Source organism: Microbulbifer maximicatervae (SeqCode), assembly GCF_052466985.1.
Genome location: NZ_CP174298.1, coordinates 3884369 through 3906087, shown reverse-complemented (window position 1 = coordinate 3906087; position 21719 = coordinate 3884369). Strand labels below are relative to the sequence as shown.

The following is a 21719-nucleotide window of genomic DNA, read 5'->3' as shown; positions in this document are numbered from 1 at the left end:
AAGGGGCGGCTGTTTTACTCGTCCAGTGCCCGCTTTTGCAAAGCGATCAATTCATCAATACCCGCCTTGCCCAACCCCAGCATCTGAGCGAACTGCTTTTCGGTAAATGGCTCACCCTCTGCAGTGCCTTGAACCTCGATCATGCCGCCATCTTCGGCCATCACCAAATTCATATCGGTATCCGCTGAACTGTCTTCCGGGTAATCCAGGTCCAGTAACGGCTCCCCCTCATAAATTCCCACTGATACCGCCGCTACCATATTCTTAAGCGGATCTTCGGCAATGATTTTTTCCCTCTGCATATGACGCAGGGCGTCAACCAGTGCCACACAAGCACCAGTTATTGCTGCAGTTCGGGTACCGCCATCGGCCTGGATAACATCGCAATCGACGGTGATTTGATTCTCACCTAGCTTCTCCAGGTCTACCGCCGCTCGCAGTGAGCGCCCGATCAAGCGCTGAATTTCCACGGTGCGCCCACTCTGCTTGCCCTTGGCCGCTTCCCTGGGCATACGAGAGCCTGTGGAGCGTGGCAGCATGCCGTACTCTGCAGTAATCCAACCGCTGCCCTGGCCGCGTAAAAACCTTGGGACTTCACTGGAGAGAGAGGCATTACACAAAACCTTAGTATCACCAAACTCCACCAACACAGACCCCTCCGCATGACGGGTATAGTTGCGGGTAATTTTTACCGGGCGCAATTGCGCAGGGGCGCGGCCACTGGGACGCTGCATAGTCCACCTCAAACATTGAATGAAAGCCCCGCATTATATACCCCAGCATGGCGATCCAAACGCTGTGTTATTATGCCGGGCCGATTAATACGCCTGTAGGGGATCAGCTATGGCCAGTCAACGGGAACAGAACAAAGTGCGCAGCATGACAGCCTTTGGACGCGCCGAGGCCAATTACGCAAACGGCACCGCTATCTGGGAACTGCGCTCGGTCAACCATCGCTACCTAGAACCACATTTCCGTTTGCCCGAAGCGGCTCGCTCCCTGGAAACACAACTGCGCGATACGCTGCGCAAGACGCTGTCCCGCGGCAAAATTGAACTGACCCTAAGCCTGAAGACCAATAGCGCCGAAGACACTGGGCTGGAAATCAACCAACCCCTCGCCCAGGCGCTGATTCATGCGGCAAAACAGGTAGCGGGTGGCGAGGATTTTCAACCACTCAATCCCTTGCAAATTCTCCAGTGGCCCGGTGTTATCAGTGAACCGGAAGCGGATACCGATCAACAGTCGGCAACGATATTGGAGGCTTTTCGCGAGGCACTGGGACAGCTGCGCGCAAACCGTGAACGCGAAGGCGCTGAGCTAGCCAAGTTTATTGAGGCCCGACTCAAGGGAATCGAAGAGCAGGTGGCCAAAGTTCGAGAACTGCTTCCCCAAATTCTTGAGGCACAGCGAGACAAGCTTCGCAGCCGCCTGGAAGAGTTGCAAGTGGAGCTGGACAAGGACCGGCTCGAGCAGGAGATCGTCCTATTGGCCCAGAAGGCTGATGTGGATGAAGAGCTCGACCGCCTCAGTGCACACACTTCTGAAACACGTCGGGTTTTAGCCGGCGGTGGATCAATCGGCCGGCGGCTGGATTTCCTGATGCAGGAGTTTAACCGTGAAGCCAACACCCTTTCCTCAAAGTCTGTGGTTACCGACACAACCCAGGCTGCGGTAGAGCTCAAAGTATTGATCGAGCAGATGCGCGAGCAAGTACAAAACATCGAATAACCCTCTGGGGCATTCTCACCGAGACTGCGAATGCCCCTCTGTCACCAGACAGGGGGATTTGTGATAGCTCACCCTTTAAGGAATATTAATGCGACACAACCTGAAGTGGGTCGGCGCTATTTTTTTAGTGCTTGCTGCAATTGAGATTATTAATATTCTGAGCGGCCGATCGCTTAATTACTTTGGTATTGTTCCCCGCTCAATCAACCACCTCCCCCATATCTTTTCTGCACCATTACTGCATGGAAATAGCTGGCATTTCTTCTCGAATATATTCACCCTATGCATCTTCAGTTTCTTAGTGCTGCAGTACGGGGTAAAAACTTACCTTAAAGTGACCCTGTTCGTTGTGATTACCACCGGAGTGGCCGTTTGGCTTTTTGCTGGCAGGGGCAATCATTTGGGAGCTAGCTCAGTTATCTATGGCTATTTCGGCTTTTTGCTTCTTGCGGGATTTATCAGCAGGAAATTTAGCCGTTTATTAATATCTATAGTGGTAGCCGTCCTTTATGGAGGGCTTATTTTCGGTGTCTTGCCACGGGGTGGTTTTATCTCCTGGGAGTCCCACCTATTTGGATTTATCTTTGGATTGCTGGCTGCAAAGCTGTGGGCCAAAGTTCCCAGTTATAGCAAGGCCAGATAAACACATGTCCTAACACCAACCTTTTAACCTCAAACCCCAGTAGTAGCCAGCAAAGGTTTTCATTACTGGGGTACCCTCAGGAAGCAGGCCCCAAAGCCAAGCTACGTAAATGCTACGTACACGTCACTAAGAAGCGTTTAGCGATTCATCTTTTCTACGCACGATAATTCTTTTATCTGAAAATATTCGTTTATTATCCAATTTCTCCCCTGTGAACCCCTCCACATCTCTTCCGTAGATAAATTCTCACTATCAGATTTTTTTCCCAAAACTTATAAATTTGTCGCCAAAAGCCACACAAATTTAAAGGCTTAAGCTGAGGATAATAATTTCACGAACGTTATAAAGAAGTACCATTTTGAAACTTTGGTACCAATTTTGGTCAAACTGACTTACCGACTGTGAGAAAGACAGTTTCTAGGCCTATCCGTTAAGCAAATTTATTTTGTTAGTGCGGAGTTTTTCAGGAGTCTCCGGCCTATCGGGATACTGATAGCCGGATTTAAAATATCTCGGAGATATAACAATAATGAAATCATCATTGAAAAGTCTTTTGCAAAAGACGACTCTGGCGAGTGCGTTTTCGTTACTGTGTGCTACCCCTTTCGCTACTCACGCAGCGGACGCGGAAAAAACACTGCTAACCGACCGCATCATCGTAAAGTACAAGGAGAGCGCTAAAGTTGGGAAGGCGGCCACCATGGCCACAGAGACGGTCGAAAAAGCTTCCCGTCGCGCCGGCCACAAGATGCGCCACCTCCGCCGTATGGCCACTGGCGCCCAGGTAATGCGCCTGGAAGGCCGTAAAAGTAGAGCTGAAGTAAGCGCGATCATCGATCGCCTGAAACAGGATCCGGATGTGGAATACGCAGAGCCGGACCTGATTATGAAAGCGATGGCCGAGCCCAATGACCCGAGCTATCTCAGCCAGTGGCATTACTACGAGTCCACCGGCGGCTTGAACCTGCCCTCAGCTTGGGACGTTACCCAGGGCGATGGCGTAGTGGTTGCCGTACTCGATACCGGTTATCTCCCCCACGCCGATCTGGTAGACAATATCCTACCAGGCTACGATATGATTTCTGACACTTTCGTCTCCGTAGATGGAGATGGACGTGATGACGATCCCACTGACCCAGGGGATTGGTATACAGATAAAGCCTGCGGTGACGACCCGAGCATCCCCTCCGAGAGCGACAGCAGCTGGCACGGCACCCATGTAGCCGGCACCATTGCCGGGGTTACTAACAACAACATGGGTATCGCCGGTGTAGCCTATGATGCGAAGATAGTGCCCGTTCGTGTGCTTGGACGCTGTGGTGGCTATACCTCTGATATTGCCGACGGCATTATCTGGGGTGCCGGTGGTTCTGTCAGCGGATTACCAAGCAACCAAAACCCAGCCCAAGTATTGAACCTGAGCCTCGGCGGTGGCGGTAGCTGTGACACTACCACGCAAAGCGCTATCAACACTGCGCGCAGCCTCGGCGCTACTGTGGTTGTCGCCGCTGGTAACAGTGGTGCCAACGCAAGCCAATACTCGCCTGCCAGCTGTGATGGGGTTATTACCGTTGCGGCAACTGACCGTACCGGCGGCCGCTCTTATTACTCCAACTATGGCAATGTGGTTGATGTCGCTGCACCCGGTGGCGCACAGAGCTTCGCAAACGATTCCGACGGTATCCTTTCCACCTACAACAACGGCTCTACCGATGCGGGCAGCGATAGCTACTATTACAGCCAGGGCACCAGTATGGCAGCCCCCCATGTCGCCGGCGCAGCAGCGCTGATTTATTCGGTTAACCCCGACGTTACTCCGGATGAAGTTGAATCGATCCTCACCAGCACCGCTCGCAGCTTCCCCTCTTCTTGCAACAACTGCGGCTCCGGTATTGTGGACGCGGCAGCAGCTGTAGCTATGGCGAGCGGCGACGATAGTGGTAATGGCGACGACGATGACGACAGTGGCAGCAATGGTTCAGGTTGGACAGAAACTAACCTTTCTGGCAGCCAGGGCAGCTGGAATGACTTCACCATTGATGTTGAGTCGGGGACTTCCACCCTTACTATAGAGATGTCCGGTGGCTCCGGCGAAGTTGATCTCTACGTGCGCCACGGTAACTATCCTACCCTGCGTCGATATGACTGTCGTCCATACCTCTGGGGTAACGAGGAGAGCTGCACCATTAGTAACCCGGATTCCGGCACCTGGTACATCAGTGTCTATGGGTATGAATCCTACAGCGGTGTGACTTTGGAAGCGGAAGCTAGCGAGTAAATAGCGACCCGTTCAGAGTAAAAAAAGACCGGCATTTGCCGGTCTTTCTATTTATAAACTCCAAAGAAAATCCTTTCACGAAGAAAACCATGCCAAAACATCAAAAGTCGCACCTAGCCGTGGTACCAATTCGACGTATCGCATGCTCTTGCCAATCTTTTGATTAGTGCCAATCAGGCACTACTTTTGTAAACCTGAAAGTTAATTACGTCAAAATCCCTTCAGCGAATACTGACTGATTTCAGAATCCATGCTTCACTGGCATATGCGGCCCAGTAGCCGTGTGGCAGAGTTCGATAGATACGCTATCTAATAATAAAAATATGGGGTTTCTGTGGACCTGCTTACTTTCTCCATTCCATTTTTTCTGACCGCCATGCTTATGGAGTTCGCCCTGGATCGCTGGAAAGGCTGGGGGCTCTACAGGCTGAATGACACTATTGGCAATCTCAGCACGGGGATTCTCAATCGTATTATCGGGCTTACCTATAAAAGCTTATTCCTCGTTATCTATATCCCGCTGTTTACGTTGCTACAACCCTACTATCAATGGGTTGGTTTCAACTGGTCTATCGACAATGTCTGGCACCTGGCCCTGGCGGTTCTCGCATACGACTTCTGCTACTACTGGAAGCACCGTATCTGTCACGAGGTAAACATCTTTTGGGCAGAACACCTGGTGCACCACCAGAGTGAGGACTATAACCTGAGCACAGCATTGCGTCAGTCTTCGGGGGGGCTACAGCTGGATTGGATATTTTATCTACCGCTTCTATTGATTGGTTTGCCGGCAGAAATTGTTATTGTCGCCGGAGCAATTGATCTTATTTACCAGTTTTGGGTTCACACACAAAAAATACCCAAGATCCGCTGGTTGGAGTGGTTTGTCATTACCCCCTCGAATCACCGGGTACACCACGCCCAGAACGCTGTCTACGTAGATAAGAACTACGGCGGAATATTAATACTTTGGGATCGCTTATTTGGCACCTACCAGCAGGAACTCGAATCTGAGCCCTGTCTTTACGGTGTGCGTAAACCCCTGAATACCTTTGATCCTGTAGCAGCCAATTTACAACACTTAAAGCGCATGGCAATTGATGCCTGGCATACGAAAAGCTGGTGGGACAAGTGCACTCTTTGGTTCCGCCCCACAGGCTACAGACCCGCAGATATAGAAAAATCCATGCCAGTAGCCTCTACCGATCTGACAAACTTTAAACGTTTCAACCCTGAAATTAGCCCTGGTTTGCGCAACTACGCATTCGCACAACACCTCTGTTACACCGCCACAACCTTATCTCTCCTCTGGTTCACCAGCGTATTGAGTTTCTGGCAACTTATGGGCTCGGTTATTGCCTTGATTATTTGCCTGGCAATTAATGGAAGGATACTGGATGGTCATCCTATTTCAGGGCGCCTCGAAACTTTGAGACTCGCAGCACTCATCTGCGCTATTCCGCTACTAAACAATACATATGTACCACTCTTCATATCCTACTTGCTCGCAAGCTCTTTGGTATGGTGGTGGTTGGCAACCCGGCGCAAAGAGGATAGAGTCACTTTCGTTAGCGATTAACAACAGGGAGATCCCCTTAATCACAGGTGGTTGGCGGTGATTGAGAAACTCCCGCGAGGCTATCCCGGCCGGGCCCAGGCGCGCAGGTGGTAACGCGCCCTGAATCTCCCAACAGATACCCCCACCCCGGTCGGGGGCTAGCCTTGTCCCTTCATGACACTCTTTCATCTCCAGACGCAAGCTTCGGTTATAATGGGCTCTTTGCTCGCGAACAGGATCAGTTGTGCAAACAGGAACCCTCTACACCGTCTCCGCTCCCTCCGGTGCAGGAAAAACCAGCTTGGTCAAAGCGCTGGTAGACAGCGACAGCCAGGTTACCGTATCGGTTTCCCATACCACTCGTGCCATGCGCCCAGGCGAAACTCACGGCGTTGACTATCACTTTGTCGAGCGAGAAGAATTTTTGGCAATGTTGGAGCGTGATGCTTTTTTTGAGCACGCCCAAGTTTATGGCGATAATTATTACGGCACCGCCAAAGCTGAGATCGAAGAGACTCTTGCCAGTGGTCGCGATGTAATCCTGGAAATCGATTGGCAGGGGGCCGAACAGGTTCGTCGCCTGCGCCCTGATGCAGTGGGTATTTTTATTTTACCTCCGTCCCAGGAAGCCCTGCGCGAGCGCCTCACCGGACGCGGTCAGGACGATCAAGCGGTCATTGATCGCCGTATGGACCAGGCCATCGACGAAATGACCCATTATGTCGCCGCAGATTACCTGGTAATCAACGATAACTTCGAGCAAGCGTTAACAGAGCTGCGTGCGATTATCGTTGCCCAGCGACAGCGCTTAGAGCTGCAGCAACTGCGCCACGGCGATCTACTTCAGGCACTGTTGCGCCACTGAACCAATTGATCGAATTGCATACATTTCCCGGTCCGGTAAAATAGCCGGTCCCCTGTACAGAATTTGCCTTCGGGCACAGCAAATGGAAACGAAAGTTTATGGCACGTATTACCGTTGAAGATTGCCTTGAGCATGTGGACAACCGCTTCGAGCTCGTTATCGTCGGCAGCAAACGCGCCCGTCAGATCGCTACAGGCGGCAGGGATCCATTGGTTCCCGAAGAAAACGATAAGCCCACGGTAATTGCCCTGCGCGAAATCGAAGAGGGCTTGGTGGATGCCGCCATCCTCGACGAGCCGGAACGCGAAGAGGCACCTGCTCCTATCGTTGCCCCCAACTACCTAACAGATCAGCAAGTCTGATCAGGTCTCTTACTGGGTACTTTTTGAGTTTTACGAGAGGCGCGCGCGGCATTGCACACCATAGATAGTTTGGCCCACCGCCTCTCCTCATACCTTCCCCCCGACCAGATCCAAATCGTCCGCCGCGCCTATTTTTACGCGGAGCAGGCTCACGATGGTCAGCAGCGCCGTTCCGGCGAGCCCTATGTCACCCACCCGCTGGCAGTTGCCACTATTCTCGCGGGCATGCATATGGATCACGAGAGCCTGGCGGCAGCCATGTTGCACGATGTGATCGAGGATACGGGTATCCCCAAGGCAGCTCTGGCTGAGCAGTTTGGTGGAGAGGTTGCCGACCTGGTCGATGGGGTCTCGAAACTAACCCAGTTCGAGACCGACAGCCCGGCAGAAAAGCAGGCGGAAAACTTCCAGAAGATGGCGCTAGCCATGGCCCGCGATATCCGCGTGATTCTGGTCAAACTGGCCGACCGCCTGCACAACATGCGCACTCTCGGCGCACTGAAACCGCAGAAGCGTGCCCGTATTGCCCGCGAGACGCTGGAGATCTACGCACCCATCGCCCACCGACTGGGTATGAACGACGTTCGTATCGAGTTCGAGGATCGCGCTTTTTTTGCCATCTACCCACTGCGTGCCAGCCGCTTGCGCGCCGCCCTGGTCGCCGCCCGCGGCAATCGCAAAGAGCTGCTGGAACAGATTCAGAATGCTATAGAACTGCGCTTGCAGCGGGAGGGCATCAGCTCTCTGGTGATTGGTCGGGAAAAGCACCTATTTAGCATCTACCAAAAGATGCGCGCCAAGAAGAAGTCCTTCAAGGAGATAATGGATGTCTACGCTTTCCGCATCATTGTGGACAGTGTGGATACCTGTTACCGGGTTCTCGGTGTTATGCACAGCCTGTACAAACCGGTAATCTCTGAGTTTAAAGATTACGTCGCTATCCCCAAATCCAATGGCTACCAGTCACTGCACACAGTGCTGCTGGGTATGCACGGGGTGCCCATTGAAGTTCAGGTCCGCACCAAGGAAATGGATGAAATGGCCAACAGTGGCATTGCCGCCCACTGGCTGTACAAAGCCTCCGGCGATGAGGTGATCAATACCGGTGGCACCAGCCAGGTGCGCGCACGGCGCTGGGTCCAGGGACTGCTGGAGATGCAGCAGCGCGCCGGCGACTCGTTAGAGTTTATTGAAAACGTAAAAATTGACCTGTTCCCGGATGAAGTTTACGTCTTTACCCCTAAAGGGCAGATCGTTGACCTCCCCGCAGGAGCCACTGCCGTGGACTTCGCCTATTCCGTACACACGGATATCGGCAACTCCTGTGTTGCCGTGCGTATCAATCAGCGCCTGGCCCCTTTGTCCCAACCTCTGGAAAGCGGGCAAAAAGTCGAGATTCTCACGCGCAAAACTGCACAGCCAAACCCTAACTGGCTCAATTTTGTAGTAACCGCCAAAGCGCGCAGTGCTATCCGTCACTTCCTCAAGCACCAGCGTCACCACGATTCCATTACCCTGGGCCGGCGCCTGCTGGAAAAAGCACTCAGTAAGTTCGACACGAGCCTAGACGCGCTATCGCCAGAGCAATTAGAAGCGGGCCTCAAAGAAGCGAAATGCGCAACTTTGGACAAGCTGCTGGAAGAGATAGGTATGGGCAGTAAAGTGGCCTTCTCTGCCGCTAAATTACTCGCGCCCGTCACCAGTGAAGAGACTGAAGCCAGCAATATCTCTTCTCCCTTAACGATCGATGCCCAAGAGGGCATGATGATCAGCTTCGCTCGCTGTTGCCGTCCTATTCCCGGGGATGCCATTATCGGCCATATCAGCTCGGGCAAAGGCGTAGTAGTACACCGCGACACCTGCCGCAATACCGGTGATTTTCGCGAGCACCCAGAAAACATCATGCTGGTGAACTGGTCACCGGATGTGACAGGGGAGTTCCTCGGTGATGTGCGGGTAGAAGTTGAGTCAGAGAGAGGGATTATTGCCCGACTGGCTACTCGTATTACGGAAGAGGGCGCCAGCATCGAGCAGATCAATGTGGATGAGAAGGATGCTCACAACAGCGTGATCTCCCTGACCCTGGAAGTCAGTGGCCGTGTACATTTGGCGCGGGTTATGAAGCGCCTGCGCAACCTCCCTTCTGTCATACGCATCGCCCGCCCTTGAGGAACACAAGGGAATCCCATTGGGAACTGCCATTAGGCTTCAAAGCGCGATATATTTAACCGACTTCTGAAAGCCCCGCAAATAAGTAAGGGATTATTCGGAAGTTCCGTATAGGTCTTCCTTTTCAACAATATTGATAAGTAATGGAGTACCCCATGCCCAATCGAGCCGTTATTAAAACCGACCGGGCACCCGCCGCAGCTGGTACCTATTCCCAGGCAGTAAAAGTGGATAATACTGTTTACCTGTCGGGACAAATCGCTCTGGACCCAGAGACACAACAGATGATTAGCGGAGGTTTTAGCGATGAAGTCCACCAGGTCTTTCGCAACCTCAGTGCAGTCTGTGAGGCCTCTGACGGATCGCTCCAGCATATTGTGAAACTCAATCTCTACATTACCGACAGCAGCAACTTTGCCGCTGTAAATGAGATAATGGCAGAGTTTTTCGAAGAGCCTTATCCCGCCAGGGCAACCGTCGTCGTCAAGGAGTTGCCGCGGGGAGCCCTTTTTGAAGCCGAAGCGATTATGGTGACCTGAGGCAAGAAGTTCTCGCCGATGCTGTGGCAATAATTGAGGAGGGCAGCTCAGCCCTCCGACTCCAACAGAGCGCTATAGCCCACCTTGTAATCTGGATACTTCAATTCGTAACCACTGGACAGCATCAACTGATTGCTGAGCTTTTTCGAGCGGCGCTCGCTCGTTTGCACAATCTCGCGCAGGTGGGCACTGGTATATCCCATCGCTTTTACCAACCACTGTTGCAGCTCGTACATCGGCACAGGCTGGCTATCGGCGCCTATATAAAGAGGCTCCGGGACCCACCCCTGTTTGTGCCTTTCAATAAGGTGCAATAAAAAACCAATACAATCATCGACATGGATGCGATTGCTATATTGCGGTGGCTGGGGAGGAGCGCAGCGACCAGCGCGAACCTGCGACAACAAGCGATCTCGACCAGGCCCATAAATTCCCGCAAAGCGCACAATGCAACTGTTGGGAATTGCGTTGCGAATGATCTCTTCGGCTGCAAGCAAACTATCTCCCTGAAAACCACTGGGCAGAGGTAAGGTTTGCTCATCGATAAAGTCATCACCGCTTTGGCCATAAACACGAGTAGATGAAACCCAAATAACCAAACGCGGTGGGGATGGAAGGTGCGGAACAACTTCAGCGACTGCCTTTGCCGTTTCCACATAGGCGCGGTGATAGCCGGTTGGCGTGTGCTCAGTGGGGGTAAATGTCGCGAGAATGACATCCGCCCCCGTAGACAACAAGCGTTCAATATCCTCTTTCTTAGTGGCATCCCCCCGGCGCCAATTCACCACATCTGCCCGGCGCTTACTCGCCAGAGCTACCAGGGGATTGCGCCGCATTCCATAAACCGCGTATTGCTTTCGGTCTATATGCAGTGCCAGTCTCGCCCCGAGGTCACCACACCCAAGGATCCAAAGCTTTTCTTGTTGTGTCATATAGTTCCCGGTGAACAATCTTTGCTGCTCACCTTATTCCCTTGATTCAGTGCTATTCAGTCCTAAGGTGCTGGGGTCATTTGGGCAAATTCAAATTCGGAATGCTTATAGTTCGCCGCCGAGGCTCTCCCCAAAGGCGGACTAGTTGCCACGCCTTTTGAACATGCGATAGATCGCAAGAAAAATTATCGCACCAATCGTAGCCGTTATTATGTCGCCAATTCCGAAACCAGTCACTGGGCCACCGAACCCAATCAGGGCACCCAGCCAGCCTCCAATAAAGGCACCGACAATGCCGATGACCATAGTGACTATCCAACCACCAGGATCTCTCCCGGGCATAATCCACTTTGCTAAAGCGCCGGCAATCAACCCGAGAATGACCCAGGACAGAACTCCCATGACGTATCTCCGTTCGGTGTGCCCCTTACAGATATAGCAAAATTTTGCGCCTCAATCCCACCTGAATTCCCAAAACTAGTAAATTTTCCCAATATTCGCTCTCAGCTTACAGATTGAGACAGGGTATTGGCTAGCGGCGATTATTTATGAATAATTACTATTACTAATGGCCATCTAATTGCCTCGACCATGACTCTCAATGAACTGCGCTATATCGTAACTCTCGCCCAGGAACAGCATTTTGGCCGTGCCGCCGAGCGCTGTTACGTCAGCCAACCGACACTCTCTATCGCAGTAAAAAAACTGGAGAAAGAGCTCGGTGTCGCCCTGTTTGAGCGCTCAAAAACTCGAGTGCAGGCAACACCATTGGGCGAGAGAATTGTCGCCCAGGCCCAGCTGGTTCTGGAACAATCAGCAGCCATCAAAGACATTGCCAGCGCCGGCAAGGACCAGCTGGCTAGCCCCCTGTCTGTTGGCGCCATCTTTACTATTGGGCCCTACCTGTTCCCACACTTTATTCCCCAACTACAGCATTTGGCACCAGAAATGCCACTCTATGTTGAGGAGGGATATACCGCCACGCTGAGACAGAGGCTACGCAAGGGCGAACTGGATGCCATCATTATTGCTCTCCCCTTTACCGAGCCCGACGTTGTCACCCAACCCCTGTACGACGAGCCATTTGTTGTATTGATGCCCGCAGGCCATCCACTTACAAAGCAGGAGGTTATCTCCCCGGATCAACTCACTGAAGACAATGTGCTTCTGCTGGGTGAGGGCCACTGCTTCCGTGATCAGGTACTGGAAGCTTGTCCGCACCTGCAACTAACCATGGAAAAAGAAGCGGGCGGCGGCAGCATACGCACAGCCGCAGATGGCAGCTCACTGGAAACACTCCGCCATATGGTGGCCTCAGGGCTTGGAATTACCGTATTGCCACTCTCAGCCGCCACCGCATCACAGTACGCCAGTGGCCTGCTGGAGACCCGCCCCTTTACCGCACCGGGCCCACGCCGCACCGTAGCACTGGCCTGGCGGGCAAGCTTCCCCCGACACCGCGCAATCGACATACTGCGAGAGGCCATCAGCCAGTGTCACCTGACCGTGGGATAGATAACAACCTGGCCGAGCTGCCCGTTACCACCCTCAAAGGCGTGGGGGATAAATTTGCCCAGGTGTTGGCCAAACTCCATATCAACTCCCTACAGGATTTGGTTTTCCACTTGCCCCTACGCTATCAAGACCGCACCCGGGTGGTGCCTATTGCCGGCCTCACCGCCGGTATGGATGTGGTAATCGAAGGAGAGGTCAGTGCTGCCGATGTCGTATTCGGCCGCCGCCGCAGCCTGGTGGTCAGATTACAGGATGGCAGCGGCACCTTAACCCTGCGCTTTTTTCATTTTTCTGCCGCACAGAGAAGCCGCTTTGCCCGAGGAACCCGAATACGCTGCTTTGGGGAGGCCCGTCGCGGAGCCAACGGCCTGGAGCTCTACCACCCGGAAACGGAAATCGTCGGTATCGAAAACGCGGAGACCGCAGATACCCTTACGCCGGTTTACCCGCTAACAGAAGGTGTGAGCCAGGCCCGTATGCGAGGATTGGTGGAGCAGGCACTGGTTCTACTGAAAAACGGTGCTGTTACCGAGTTCTTGCCGGCAGAGCTGTTACCCAAATCTCTGCGCTACCCCCTCCGGGACGCCTTGCTGTATTTGCACGCCCCTCCGGCTGGCACCCAGCTAGATCAACTGGCAGCAGGTACTCACCCCGCCCAGCAGCGTCTGGCCCTGGAAGAGTTACTGGCACACCATCTGAGTCTGCTGGAGTTGAGGCGCAATAGCGCTAGGGTAGCGGCACCACCTCTGTCCGTTAACCGATCCCTGGAGCGAGACTTTTTGTCGCGTCTGCCATTTTCCCTCACCGGCGCACAGCAGAGAGTTTGCGAGGAAATCGCTGAGGATCTGGCTCAACAAGCCCCGATGATGCGCTTATTGCAGGGAGATGTGGGTGCGGGAAAAACCCTGGTCGCCGCTATGGCTGCCCTAAAGGGCATTGGGACCGGTGCTCAAGTAGCAGTCATGGCACCGACAGAAATCCTAGCAGAGCAGCACCGGATCAATTTTTGTAATTGGCTGGAACCTTTGGGTATTGAAGTTGCTCAGCTAACGGGCAGCTTAAAGACTGCCGAGCGGCGTAAACAGCTGGGCAAGATCGCCAGTGGCGATGCCCAGTTAGTGGTGGGCACCCACGCACTTTTTCAGGAAGAGGTGGCTTTCCACAACCTGGTGTTAGTGATTATCGATGAGCAACACCGCTTTGGCGTACAGCAACGCCTGGAGCTGCGTGAGAAAGGGGCGGCAAGTGGAGCTACCGGCAGGCTGCAACCCCACCAGCTGATTATGACCGCTACACCGATTCCCCGCACCTTGGCGATGTCCGCCTTCGCCGACCTGGATTGCTCAATCATCGATGAGCTGCCGCCAGGGCGACAACCCATCAACACCGTTGCCATTGCCAATGATCGGCGCGACCAGGTTATGGAACGGGTGCAAAGCGCCATCGCCGAGGGCCGCCAGGCCTACTGGGTTTGCACCCTTATCGAGGAGTCGGAAAGCCTGCAAGCCCAGGCCGCAGAATCCACCGCTGAAGAACTCGCCGAAATGCTCGAAGGCGTTCGCGTGGCCCTGGTACACGGCCGCCTGAAGCCCGAGCAAAAAGAGCAGGTGATGAGCGCCTTCAAGGCCGGGGAAGTGGATTTGCTGGTGGCAACCACGGTCATTGAAGTGGGCGTAGATGTGCCCAATGCCAGCCTGATGATTATCGAAAACCCCGAACGCCTGGGCCTGGCCCAATTGCACCAGTTGCGCGGCAGGGTCGGGCGCGGCTCCATCGCCAGCCACTGTGTGCTGCTGTACGGCACACCGCTATCGCAGAATGGCCGCGCCCGCTTGCAAGCGCTGCGTCAACACAGTGATGGTTTTGCTATTGCAGAGGAAGACCTGCGTCTGCGAGGTCCCGGGGAAATCCTCGGCACCCGCCAGACAGGGGAGATCCAGCACCGCATCGCAGACTTGCAGAGGGATGCTGAGCTGCTGCCGCAAGTGCAAAAAATTGCTATTTCCCCTCAATTGACAGAGGGCATGCGACAACAGTTGATTAAACGCTGGTTACAGAACAAGCCCCGATTTGCCGAGGCTTGAGGAGAGCGCCCTAGTGGGCGCCTACTGTGTTGTTGTCGTTAATGCTGACACTCTTGTAATTGGCATCGTAGTAAGTCTCTTCGTCCAGGGCACCTTCACTCTTCGCCACCACACTACTTACTACCGCATCACCGGTAATATTGACCGCAGTGCGCACCATATCCAGCAGGCGATCTACGCCGATCACAATGGCAATCCCCTCGAGTGGCAGACCCACCTGCTGCAATACCATACCCAACATAATCAGGCCGACGCCGGGCACTCCAGCTGTACCAATAGACGCCAGAGTTGCTGTCAGGATCACCGTCAGAAAGCCGGTCAGGCCGATCTCAATTCCAAAGAACTGGGCAATAAAGACCGTAGCCACACCCTGCATAATCGCGGTGCCATCCATATTGATAGTCGCGCCCAAAGGAACAGTAAATGCAGCAACCTTATTATCCACACCCAAGCGTTTCTCTACGGTTGCCAGGGTGACAGGTATAGTGGCCCCAGAAGAGGCAGTGCTGAAAGCGAACATCATTGTTGAACGCATTTTCTTGAGCAGCTCTAAAGGGTTGAGGCCTGTAAGAAGCTTTAAAAGTACCGAATAAACAACAAAAGCATGGACAAGTAAGGCTCCGAGAACGACCAGGAAGTACTTAATTAGCTGTAAAAGTACATCGAGCCCTAGCTGTGCAAATGTCTTTGCCAGCAATGCAAAGACACCATAGGGGGCGAAAACCATCAGTACCCCAACCATACGCAGAACAACCGTATTGAGATCACTGAAAAGAGCAGCTACACGCTGGCCCGGCTCCCCGCATCGGGAAATTGCATAGCCCATCAGCAAGGCAAACACAATGATTTGCAGCATATTCCCCTCAGCCATAGCGGCTACAGGGTTGGTCGGGAATATATTGACCAGCACCTCGGAAAGCGGTGGGGATTCTTTCGGCACAAAAGTTGAAGCAGCTTCAGCTGCGGCTTCATTAACACCAACACCCGGCTGGAAAATAAGTGCAAGACACAGAGCCAAAGTAATGGCAATGGCAGTAGTAAGTATGTAAAGCACTATCGTCTTACCTGCCAGCGGTCCTATTCGGCTACCCTCTGACAGGGAACAAGCACCGCTGATCAGAGAAACCAGCACCAGAGGCACCACCATCAACTTCAGTGAAGCGATAAAGATTCGACCAATAACGTCGAATAGACCCTCAGTTAGATAAAGGTTAATAAAATTCGTAACACCTGGACCAAGCAGTTGGCTCATATTCAAATAATTGAATAACGCACCAAGGGCACCGCCTGCGACCATCCCCACTAAGATTTTGGTAGTAAGCCCCATAACAAGCTTCTCTTTATGAATCGTTGTTTTCATTGCAGTGAGCACTATATCCATTGCCGTGCTGGGGAGCAAAAATGCAACAGGGAGAGACCTGTTGCCACCGGCCGGGATACAATGGGGCCTTTATCCAGACTGCGGAGTTATCGTTGCACCAATCACCATTTGTGCCCTCTGGCGATTGGCAGAGTTTGCCTCTTGAAACCCAGCAGCAACCACCCAAAAATCTGGTGCCCTGGCTGACCTATTCCGGATCACTCACCGCCGCTCTCAAGCAGCAAAGTGACGGGGACTTTTATGTTCGCGTGCTGTATCAGGGTTGGCAGACACCTCGCCCAGAAGAATGCCTTGTACTGGGTTTACACAATGGTAGCCGGGCCCTGATTCGGGAAGTTTTGCTCTACGGTTGCGGACAGCCCTGGGTGTATGCCCGCAGCGTTTTGCCCGAACGCAGCCTTCAAGGAAAATCTCGCAATCTGCGCAGCCTGGATACCCGCCCGCTGGGGGAGCTGCTGTTTAGTGAACCGGGTATTCGCAGAGGGGAGATCGCCCTCAATTTGCTGCAAAAATCCCCTGGCTGCGCCGATCGTGAACTTGGGGAAAAGGATTCTGAAGTCTGGGGTCGCCGCTCGCTATTCTGGCTGCGGGACAAGCCTTTACTGGTGTCGGAGGCTTTTCTTCCCAACTTCACACCGACAGGTGACCCCATAGCGCAAGAAGCAGCCAAAACTATCGCAACTGAGGATTCACTGTGATCAGCCAACAGATCGCACAACGCTGGCCCACCGCGCTGCCCTACTGGCAATTAGCGAGGATGGACAAACCCATAGGTTCACTGCTGTTACTCTGGCCCACTTGGTGCGCACTATGGCTAGCCGCTGAGGGGTGGCCGGGCTTCCACTTGTTTATCGTATTTACACTCGGTGTGATCCTGATGCGAGCGGCTGGCTGCGCAGTCAATGATTTCGCCGATCGCAAAATTGACGCCCATGTAAAGCGCACTGCGGAGCGTCCTCTGGCCACCGGCGCACTGACGCCAAAGTCTGCATTGGCGCTTTTCGCCGGCCTCAGCGCTGCCGCCTTCCTTCTGGTACTCACCACCAACACACTCACAATTCTCCTCTCGTTTTTAGCTCTGGCTCTGGCATTCGGCTATCCCTTTGCAAAGCGCCACACACACCTACCCCAGATGGTCCTGGGCGCCGCCTTTAGTATGGGAATCCCCATGTCTTTTGCAGCGGTTACAGGAGAAGTACCAGCAGAGGCCTGGTTGCTCTATACCGCCAACTTGGTTTGGACCCTGTGCTATGACACTTTCTATGCGATGGTGGACCGCGATGACGATCTTCAGATCGGCGTTAAATCCACCGCCATTTTGTTTGGGGAAATGGACAAGGTGATCACCGGAACCTTACAACTTTTAGTTCTAATAGCCCTGCTGCTTATTGGATCAAGGTTCTCACTCGGTATTTTTTACTACTTGGCGCTATTGCCGGTTTGCAGTTTATTCGTTTATCAGCAGTGGCTGATTCGGGACCGAGAGCGAGAGGGCTGTTTTCAGGCTTTTATCAACAATAATTGGGTAGGGTTTGCCATTTTCGCCGGCATATCGCTGCATTTTCTGCTGAATTGAAAGATGAGTGGGCCCTAGAAGTGGAGCGTCATATATTTGTCATATAAATCCCGTTTAATCCTCGGCCATAACTGGGGAAACCCTGACAACAGAGCGGGTATGGCAGGCAAATGCACAGTAAAACGATCCTGATTGTCGATGACGAATCCGCAGTGCGCGATATGCTGCGGGTCGCACTGGAAATGGCGGATTACCGCTGCCTTGAGGCGGAAAACGCCCAGGAAGCTCACGCCCTGATTATCGACGAGAAGCCAGACTTAGTGCTGCTCGACTGGATGCTGCCGGATGTTTCCGGGGTAGAGCTGGCAAGGCGCCTCAAGCGCGATGAACTCACCACCTCATTGCCGATCATCATGCTCACGGCAAAAGGTGAAGAAGACAATAAAATCAAAGGGTTAGAGACCGGGGCCGACGATTACATCACCAAGCCTTTCTCCCCCCGGGAGCTGGTTGCACGCTTAAAGGCCGTACTGCGCCGCGCGGGCCCGGCAACCCCGGAAGAACCCCTCAGCGCCGGCGCATTGATATTGGACCCACTGAGTCACCGAGTCACTATCAAAGGGCAGCCGGTGGATATGGGGCCAACAGAATTTCGCCTTCTCACCTTCTTCCTCTCCCACCAGGAGCGCGCCTATACACGCACCCAACTCCTCGATCATGTATGGGGTGGGAATGTCTATGTGGAGGAGCGCACCGTGGATGTCCATATCCGCCGTCTGCGCAAAGCCCTGGCCATTGATGGCCACGACCGCTATATCCAGACAGTTCGCGGCACCGGGTATCGGTTTTCTGTGCAAACCGCAGAAAAAGTGTGACAATCCTCTCTGGATCGGTACCGATCCCTGCAGAATCAAACCTCCGCGCTTAACGGGTGCGGGCCTGGTTCCATGAGGTATTGAATGCGGGCGGAAGAGGCTGTGCCACTGCCGCCATCTATCAGGCAACACGGCAACTCTATGTTGGATCGCAGTATTGGCGAGTTCTCGCGTTTCGTAATTATCGCCCTGGGATGCACCATTCTCGGTGTCACCTCCGGCAGCTGGTCTCTCGCCCTGATTGCGGGATTGGCCAGCTATCTGATCTCAGTGCTGTGGCAACAGCAACGTTTCAACCGCTGGCTGGCAAACGGCAGACGCGGCCCAGCCCCAACCGCCTTTGGTATTTGGGGCGAAATCTACGACGACTTTTACCGTATGCAGCGGCGCCACCGCCGCGAGAAGCAGAAGCTGCACGTGATGTTGCGCCGAGTGCAAGACAGCACCAGCGCACTGCGCGAAGGCATTGTAGCCCTGGAAGACGGCGATAACCTGGCTTGGTGGAACCCTGCAGCGGGTGAACTCCTTGGGTTGCAAGCCAGTGATTCCGGCCAGTCATTAGTCAACTTTGTCCGCGACCCTGGCTTTGTCAGCTATATGCACGGTGATAACAGCGGAGAACCCCTCACTCTGCCCGCACCTGGCAATGAAGCCCGCATGTTACAGCTGGAAGTCACCCGCTACGGTAAAGATGAGGCTTTGGTCATTGTTCGCGACATCACCCGTTTACACAATCTCGAGCAGATGCGCCGGGATTTTGTCGCCAATGTTTCCCATGAGCTGCGCACCCCCCTCACGGTAATTGCCGGCTACCTGGAAACACTGCAAAGCAGTGATATGGCACCGCCTCCCTGGAGGAAACCCCTGGCTCAAATGGAGGAGCAGACTGGCCGCATGAGTACGCTGGTCAATGACCTGCTGCTATTGGCTCGCTTGGAGACCTCAGAACGCAAAAGCGGGGATATGGCTGTAGCCGTACCAGAACTGATTGAGAGGGTGGCCCAGGAAGCGCGCAGCTTCAGTGGCGATCGGCATCATCATATCGAAGTTGATTGCAAAGGGGATTGCTACCTCAATGGAGACCCCGGCGAATTACACAGTGCGTTTGCCAACTTAGCTTTAAATGCAGTGAAATACACTCCCGAAGAGGGCGGAATTCAATTGCGCTGGTGGCAGGATGACAAAGGCGGGCACTTTTCCGTAGAGGACAATGGTATCGGTATCGATTCGATCCATATTCCCCGCCTGACTGAGCGCTTCTATCGAGTTGATCCAGGCCGCTCACGGGACAGTGGCGGCACAGGTCTCGGGTTGGCGATCGTTAAGCATGTGTTGCTGCGACACAATGGAGAAATGAGTGTAGAAAGCACGCCCGGGCAGGGCAGTCTCTTCACGCTTCACTTTCCGCCAGCAAAGCTGGCTCAAAAGCCAGCATCCAGGTTGAGTTCTGAAGCCGCTAATTAAAGCGGCTTTCGATTACTCCAGTTCCTGCAGTTCTACTTCTTTACCGTCTTTGACATAGCTGGCCGTGCCCTCTTTACCCAGAGCGTTTGCTTCCCGGCGCAAAACCAAATGGTGCAACTGCAAATCCCCATCGCGCAGCAGTAGGTGCTCATTGCCCTCATCATCGGTAGGCAGGGCCTTAGCACCAATGAGGGCATCTCGCAGAGCGCGCAGCTTGGGCACATCGCGATAGCGATTCAAGTCATTCGACAAACGGGCTTTCATGCGCTCACTCTCATGCAGTGCCGCCGCTGTCTCACGGTACTTGGCAAAAAAGAATACGGCTCCAATGGCAAAAGCTACGATCACCGCTATTTCAAACCACTCAGGCATAGTTACTCCTTATTATCATTTTTGCGCCAAACAATTAATTGATTATTGGCCGGCAAGAAATTTAGTTCTGTGCGACTGAACCCCGCACTCTCTGCCAGCTGATCGAGCCATTCGAGATCGCGAATCCCCCGCTCGGGATCATGCTCCTTCAACTCGATATCAAAATCCGCATTAGTAGGGCCAATAAACTCTCCTGCAATTTTCACTGGACCGTAAACGATCAACAAACCTTCCGGCTCCAGAACATCGGCACTGTGCAGAAAGAACTTTTGTACCAGTTCAGCCGACATAATATGTAAGGTGTTTGCAGTGAAAATAGCATCAGCCGAAATCTCGGGCCAAAATTCGCCAACATCGAGCACTAGCGGCTGTGGCAGGTTGCTATTGGGGACCTCCGCCAGCCAGGACTTTACTACCTCCAGCTGTTGCGATCGCTCTGAAGTTTGCCATTCAAGATGCGGTAAATGCGGAGCAAAATATACTGCGTGCTGACCAGTACCACTGCCAACCTCAAGCACTTTGCGACTTAAAGCCAACAGGCGAGTCAGTTGTTGGAGAATCGGCTCGCGATTGCGCCCGCAGGAGGGCGCATTCGGCAATTCAGTACTACTCACTGCGGTTCATCCCGGGTAAATACCCAATCCCACTCAGTGGACATATTCGGGTTATAGACATAACCGGCCACATCAAACCCTTTCAGCTCTTCAGCCTTCTTTACCCTCTGGTCAATGGCCCAGCGACTCATCATGCCTCTGGCTTTTTTAGCGAAGAAGCTAATCATCTTATACTGACCATTTTTCAGGTCCTTAAAATGCGGGGTGATCACCTGAGCATCAAGCTGCTTGGTTTTGACTGATTTGAAATATTCATTGGATGCGAGGTTTACCAACTCGCGACTCTTCACGCCCTGCAACTGCGCATTCAATGCTTCGGTAATCTTATCTCCCCAAAATTCATAGAGATTCTTACCCTTGGCATTTTCAAATTTAGTACCCATCTCGAGGCGATAGGGCTGCATCAAGTCCAATGGGCGCAGCAAACCATAAAGGCCAGAGAGCATACGTAAGTGCTTTTGCGCATAGGCAAAGTCCCGCTTACCCATAGTCTCCGCCTCCAGTCCGGTATAAACATCACCTTTAAAGGCGAGCAGGGCGGGGCGGGCGTTGTTATCGGTAAACGGACGCTTCCAAGTATGGAAGCGATCGTAATTTAAGACTCCCAACTTATCTGAAATTTTCATCAAGCTGGAAACCTGCTGCGGGCTCAGTTCGCGCAGCTCTTTGATCAGGGCTGCTGATTCTTTCAAAAAGTCCGGCTGGGTGGTTTCCAGTGAGGGAATATCACTTTCATAGTCCAGGGTTTTCGCCGGTGAAATAACTATTAACATCGGGTGCCTTCTCGCTTCGCTATCGCCTCAACCACACACTACCAAGCT

21 protein-coding genes are annotated in these 21719 nt (G+C 53.2%); 14 read left to right on the top strand and 7 right to left on the bottom strand.

All coding sequences use genetic code 11. From position 1 onward, the window contains the following. Window positions 1-14: 14 nt before the first annotated feature. A complete protein-coding gene (gene rph / locus ACJJI3_RS17240; protein ID WP_413663824.1) occupies window positions 15-734 on the bottom strand; it encodes a ribonuclease PH in 720 nt (239 codons plus the stop codon). A gap of 109 nt (window positions 735-843) precedes the next feature. Here rph and ACJJI3_RS17235 point away from each other — a divergent pair, with 109 nt between their 5' ends. From ACJJI3_RS17235 to ACJJI3_RS17200, 8 genes are all read left to right on the top strand, one after another. After that, window positions 844-1731: a YicC/YloC family endoribonuclease gene (locus ACJJI3_RS17235; RefSeq protein ID WP_444940386.1), complete on the top strand. Its 888-nt coding sequence runs from the start codon at window positions 844-846 to the stop codon at window positions 1729-1731. 88 nt (window positions 1732-1819) lie between these two features. Continuing rightward, entirely contained in the window at window positions 1820-2374 is a 555-nt protein-coding gene (locus ACJJI3_RS17230; protein ID WP_444918598.1) for a rhomboid family intramembrane serine protease, read from the top strand. A gap of 529 nt (window positions 2375-2903) precedes the next feature. Further along, window positions 2904-4652 (top strand): S8 family peptidase, encoded by a 1749-nt coding sequence (locus ACJJI3_RS17225; protein ID WP_444940385.1) that lies wholly within the window; start codon window positions 2904-2906, stop codon window positions 4650-4652. A gap of 334 nt (window positions 4653-4986) precedes the next feature. Beyond that, window positions 4987-6231: a sterol desaturase family protein gene (locus ACJJI3_RS17220; RefSeq protein ID WP_444911813.1), complete on the top strand. Its 1245-nt coding sequence runs from the start codon at window positions 4987-4989 to the stop codon at window positions 6229-6231. Window positions 6232-6454: 223 nt separating this feature from the next. Then, the gene (gene gmk / locus ACJJI3_RS17215; RefSeq protein ID WP_444906844.1) at window positions 6455-7075 is read left to right on the top strand and encodes a guanylate kinase; all 621 of its coding nucleotides are present in this window, start codon (window positions 6455-6457) and stop codon (window positions 7073-7075) included. Window positions 7076-7173: 98 nt separating this feature from the next. Next, window positions 7174-7437, top strand: a complete 264-nt coding sequence (gene rpoZ, locus ACJJI3_RS17210; RefSeq protein WP_413663830.1) for a DNA-directed RNA polymerase subunit omega — start codon at window positions 7174-7176, stop codon at window positions 7435-7437. 51 nt (window positions 7438-7488) lie between these two features. Beyond that, entirely contained in the window at window positions 7489-9606 is a 2118-nt protein-coding gene (spoT, locus tag ACJJI3_RS17205) for a bifunctional GTP diphosphokinase/guanosine-3',5'-bis pyrophosphate 3'-pyrophosphohydrolase (protein WP_282930627.1), read from the top strand. Window positions 9607-9761: 155 nt separating this feature from the next. Then, the gene (locus ACJJI3_RS17200; protein WP_282930626.1) at window positions 9762-10145 is read left to right on the top strand and encodes a Rid family detoxifying hydrolase; all 384 of its coding nucleotides are present in this window, start codon (window positions 9762-9764) and stop codon (window positions 10143-10145) included. A gap of 47 nt (window positions 10146-10192) precedes the next feature. On the opposite strand, the gene ACJJI3_RS17195 is transcribed toward ACJJI3_RS17200, so the two are convergent. Beyond that, entirely contained in the window at window positions 10193-11077 is an 885-nt protein-coding gene (locus ACJJI3_RS17195; protein ID WP_282930625.1) for a sugar nucleotide-binding protein, read from the bottom strand. A 141-nt stretch (window positions 11078-11218) separates the two neighbouring features. Beyond that, window positions 11219-11479 (bottom strand): GlsB/YeaQ/YmgE family stress response membrane protein, encoded by a 261-nt coding sequence (locus tag ACJJI3_RS17190; RefSeq protein WP_108735039.1) that lies wholly within the window; start codon window positions 11477-11479, stop codon window positions 11219-11221. A 189-nt stretch (window positions 11480-11668) separates the two neighbouring features. Between ACJJI3_RS17190 and ACJJI3_RS17185 the strand changes: the two genes are divergently transcribed. Both ACJJI3_RS17185 and recG read left to right on the top strand, forming a co-directional pair. Further along, window positions 11669-12592 (top strand): hydrogen peroxide-inducible genes activator, encoded by a 924-nt coding sequence (locus ACJJI3_RS17185; protein WP_282930624.1) that lies wholly within the window; start codon window positions 11669-11671, stop codon window positions 12590-12592. After that, entirely contained in the window at window positions 12571-14676 is a 2106-nt protein-coding gene (gene recG, locus ACJJI3_RS17180; protein WP_444940384.1) for an ATP-dependent DNA helicase RecG, read from the top strand. The genes ACJJI3_RS17185 and recG overlap by 22 nt, the downstream gene beginning before the upstream one ends. A gap of 10 nt (window positions 14677-14686) precedes the next feature. Here recG and ACJJI3_RS17175 read toward each other — a convergent pair whose 3' ends face one another. After that, window positions 14687-16003 carry a dicarboxylate/amino acid:cation symporter gene (locus ACJJI3_RS17175; protein ID WP_444942570.1) on the bottom strand — a complete coding sequence of 439 codons (1317 nt, stop codon included), beginning with the start codon at window positions 16001-16003 and terminating at the stop codon, window positions 14687-14689. A gap of 74 nt (window positions 16004-16077) precedes the next feature. Between ACJJI3_RS17175 and ACJJI3_RS17170 the strand changes: the two genes are divergently transcribed. From ACJJI3_RS17170 to phoR, 4 genes are all read left to right on the top strand, one after another. Next, window positions 16078-16755: a chorismate--pyruvate lyase family protein gene (locus ACJJI3_RS17170; RefSeq protein ID WP_413663835.1), complete on the top strand. Its 678-nt coding sequence runs from the start codon at window positions 16078-16080 to the stop codon at window positions 16753-16755. Beyond that, window positions 16752-17633, top strand: a complete 882-nt coding sequence (gene ubiA, locus ACJJI3_RS17165; RefSeq protein ID WP_444911815.1) for a 4-hydroxybenzoate octaprenyltransferase — start codon at window positions 16752-16754, stop codon at window positions 17631-17633. The genes ACJJI3_RS17170 and ubiA overlap by 4 nt, the downstream gene beginning before the upstream one ends. 110 nt (window positions 17634-17743) lie before the next feature. Then, window positions 17744-18448, top strand: coding sequence for a phosphate regulon transcriptional regulator PhoB (gene phoB / locus ACJJI3_RS17160; RefSeq protein ID WP_108735044.1), 705 nt, complete (start codon window positions 17744-17746; stop codon window positions 18446-18448). A gap of 84 nt (window positions 18449-18532) precedes the next feature. Then, the gene (phoR, locus tag ACJJI3_RS17155; protein WP_282930620.1) at window positions 18533-19912 is read left to right on the top strand and encodes a phosphate regulon sensor histidine kinase PhoR; all 1380 of its coding nucleotides are present in this window, start codon (window positions 18533-18535) and stop codon (window positions 19910-19912) included. A 12-nt stretch (window positions 19913-19924) separates the two neighbouring features. On the opposite strand, the gene ACJJI3_RS17150 is transcribed toward phoR, so the two are convergent. Genes ACJJI3_RS17150 through yaaA form a run of 3 tightly spaced genes read right to left on the bottom strand, consistent with a single transcriptional unit; the run spans window position 19925 to window position 21671 of the window. Beyond that, complete coding sequence (locus ACJJI3_RS17150) at window positions 19925-20284, bottom strand: hypothetical protein (RefSeq protein ID WP_282930619.1); 360 nt, start codon at window positions 20282-20284, stop codon at window positions 19925-19927. 2 nt (window positions 20285-20286) lie between these two features. After that, on the bottom strand, window positions 20287-20898 hold the full coding sequence (locus ACJJI3_RS17145; RefSeq protein WP_413663836.1) for a DUF938 domain-containing protein: 612 nt from the start codon (window positions 20896-20898) through the stop codon (window positions 20287-20289). Next, complete coding sequence (yaaA, locus tag ACJJI3_RS17140; RefSeq protein ID WP_282930617.1) at window positions 20895-21671, bottom strand: peroxide stress protein YaaA; 777 nt, start codon at window positions 21669-21671, stop codon at window positions 20895-20897. The genes ACJJI3_RS17145 and yaaA overlap by 4 nt, the downstream gene beginning before the upstream one ends. Window positions 21672-21719: the final 48 nt, after the last annotated feature.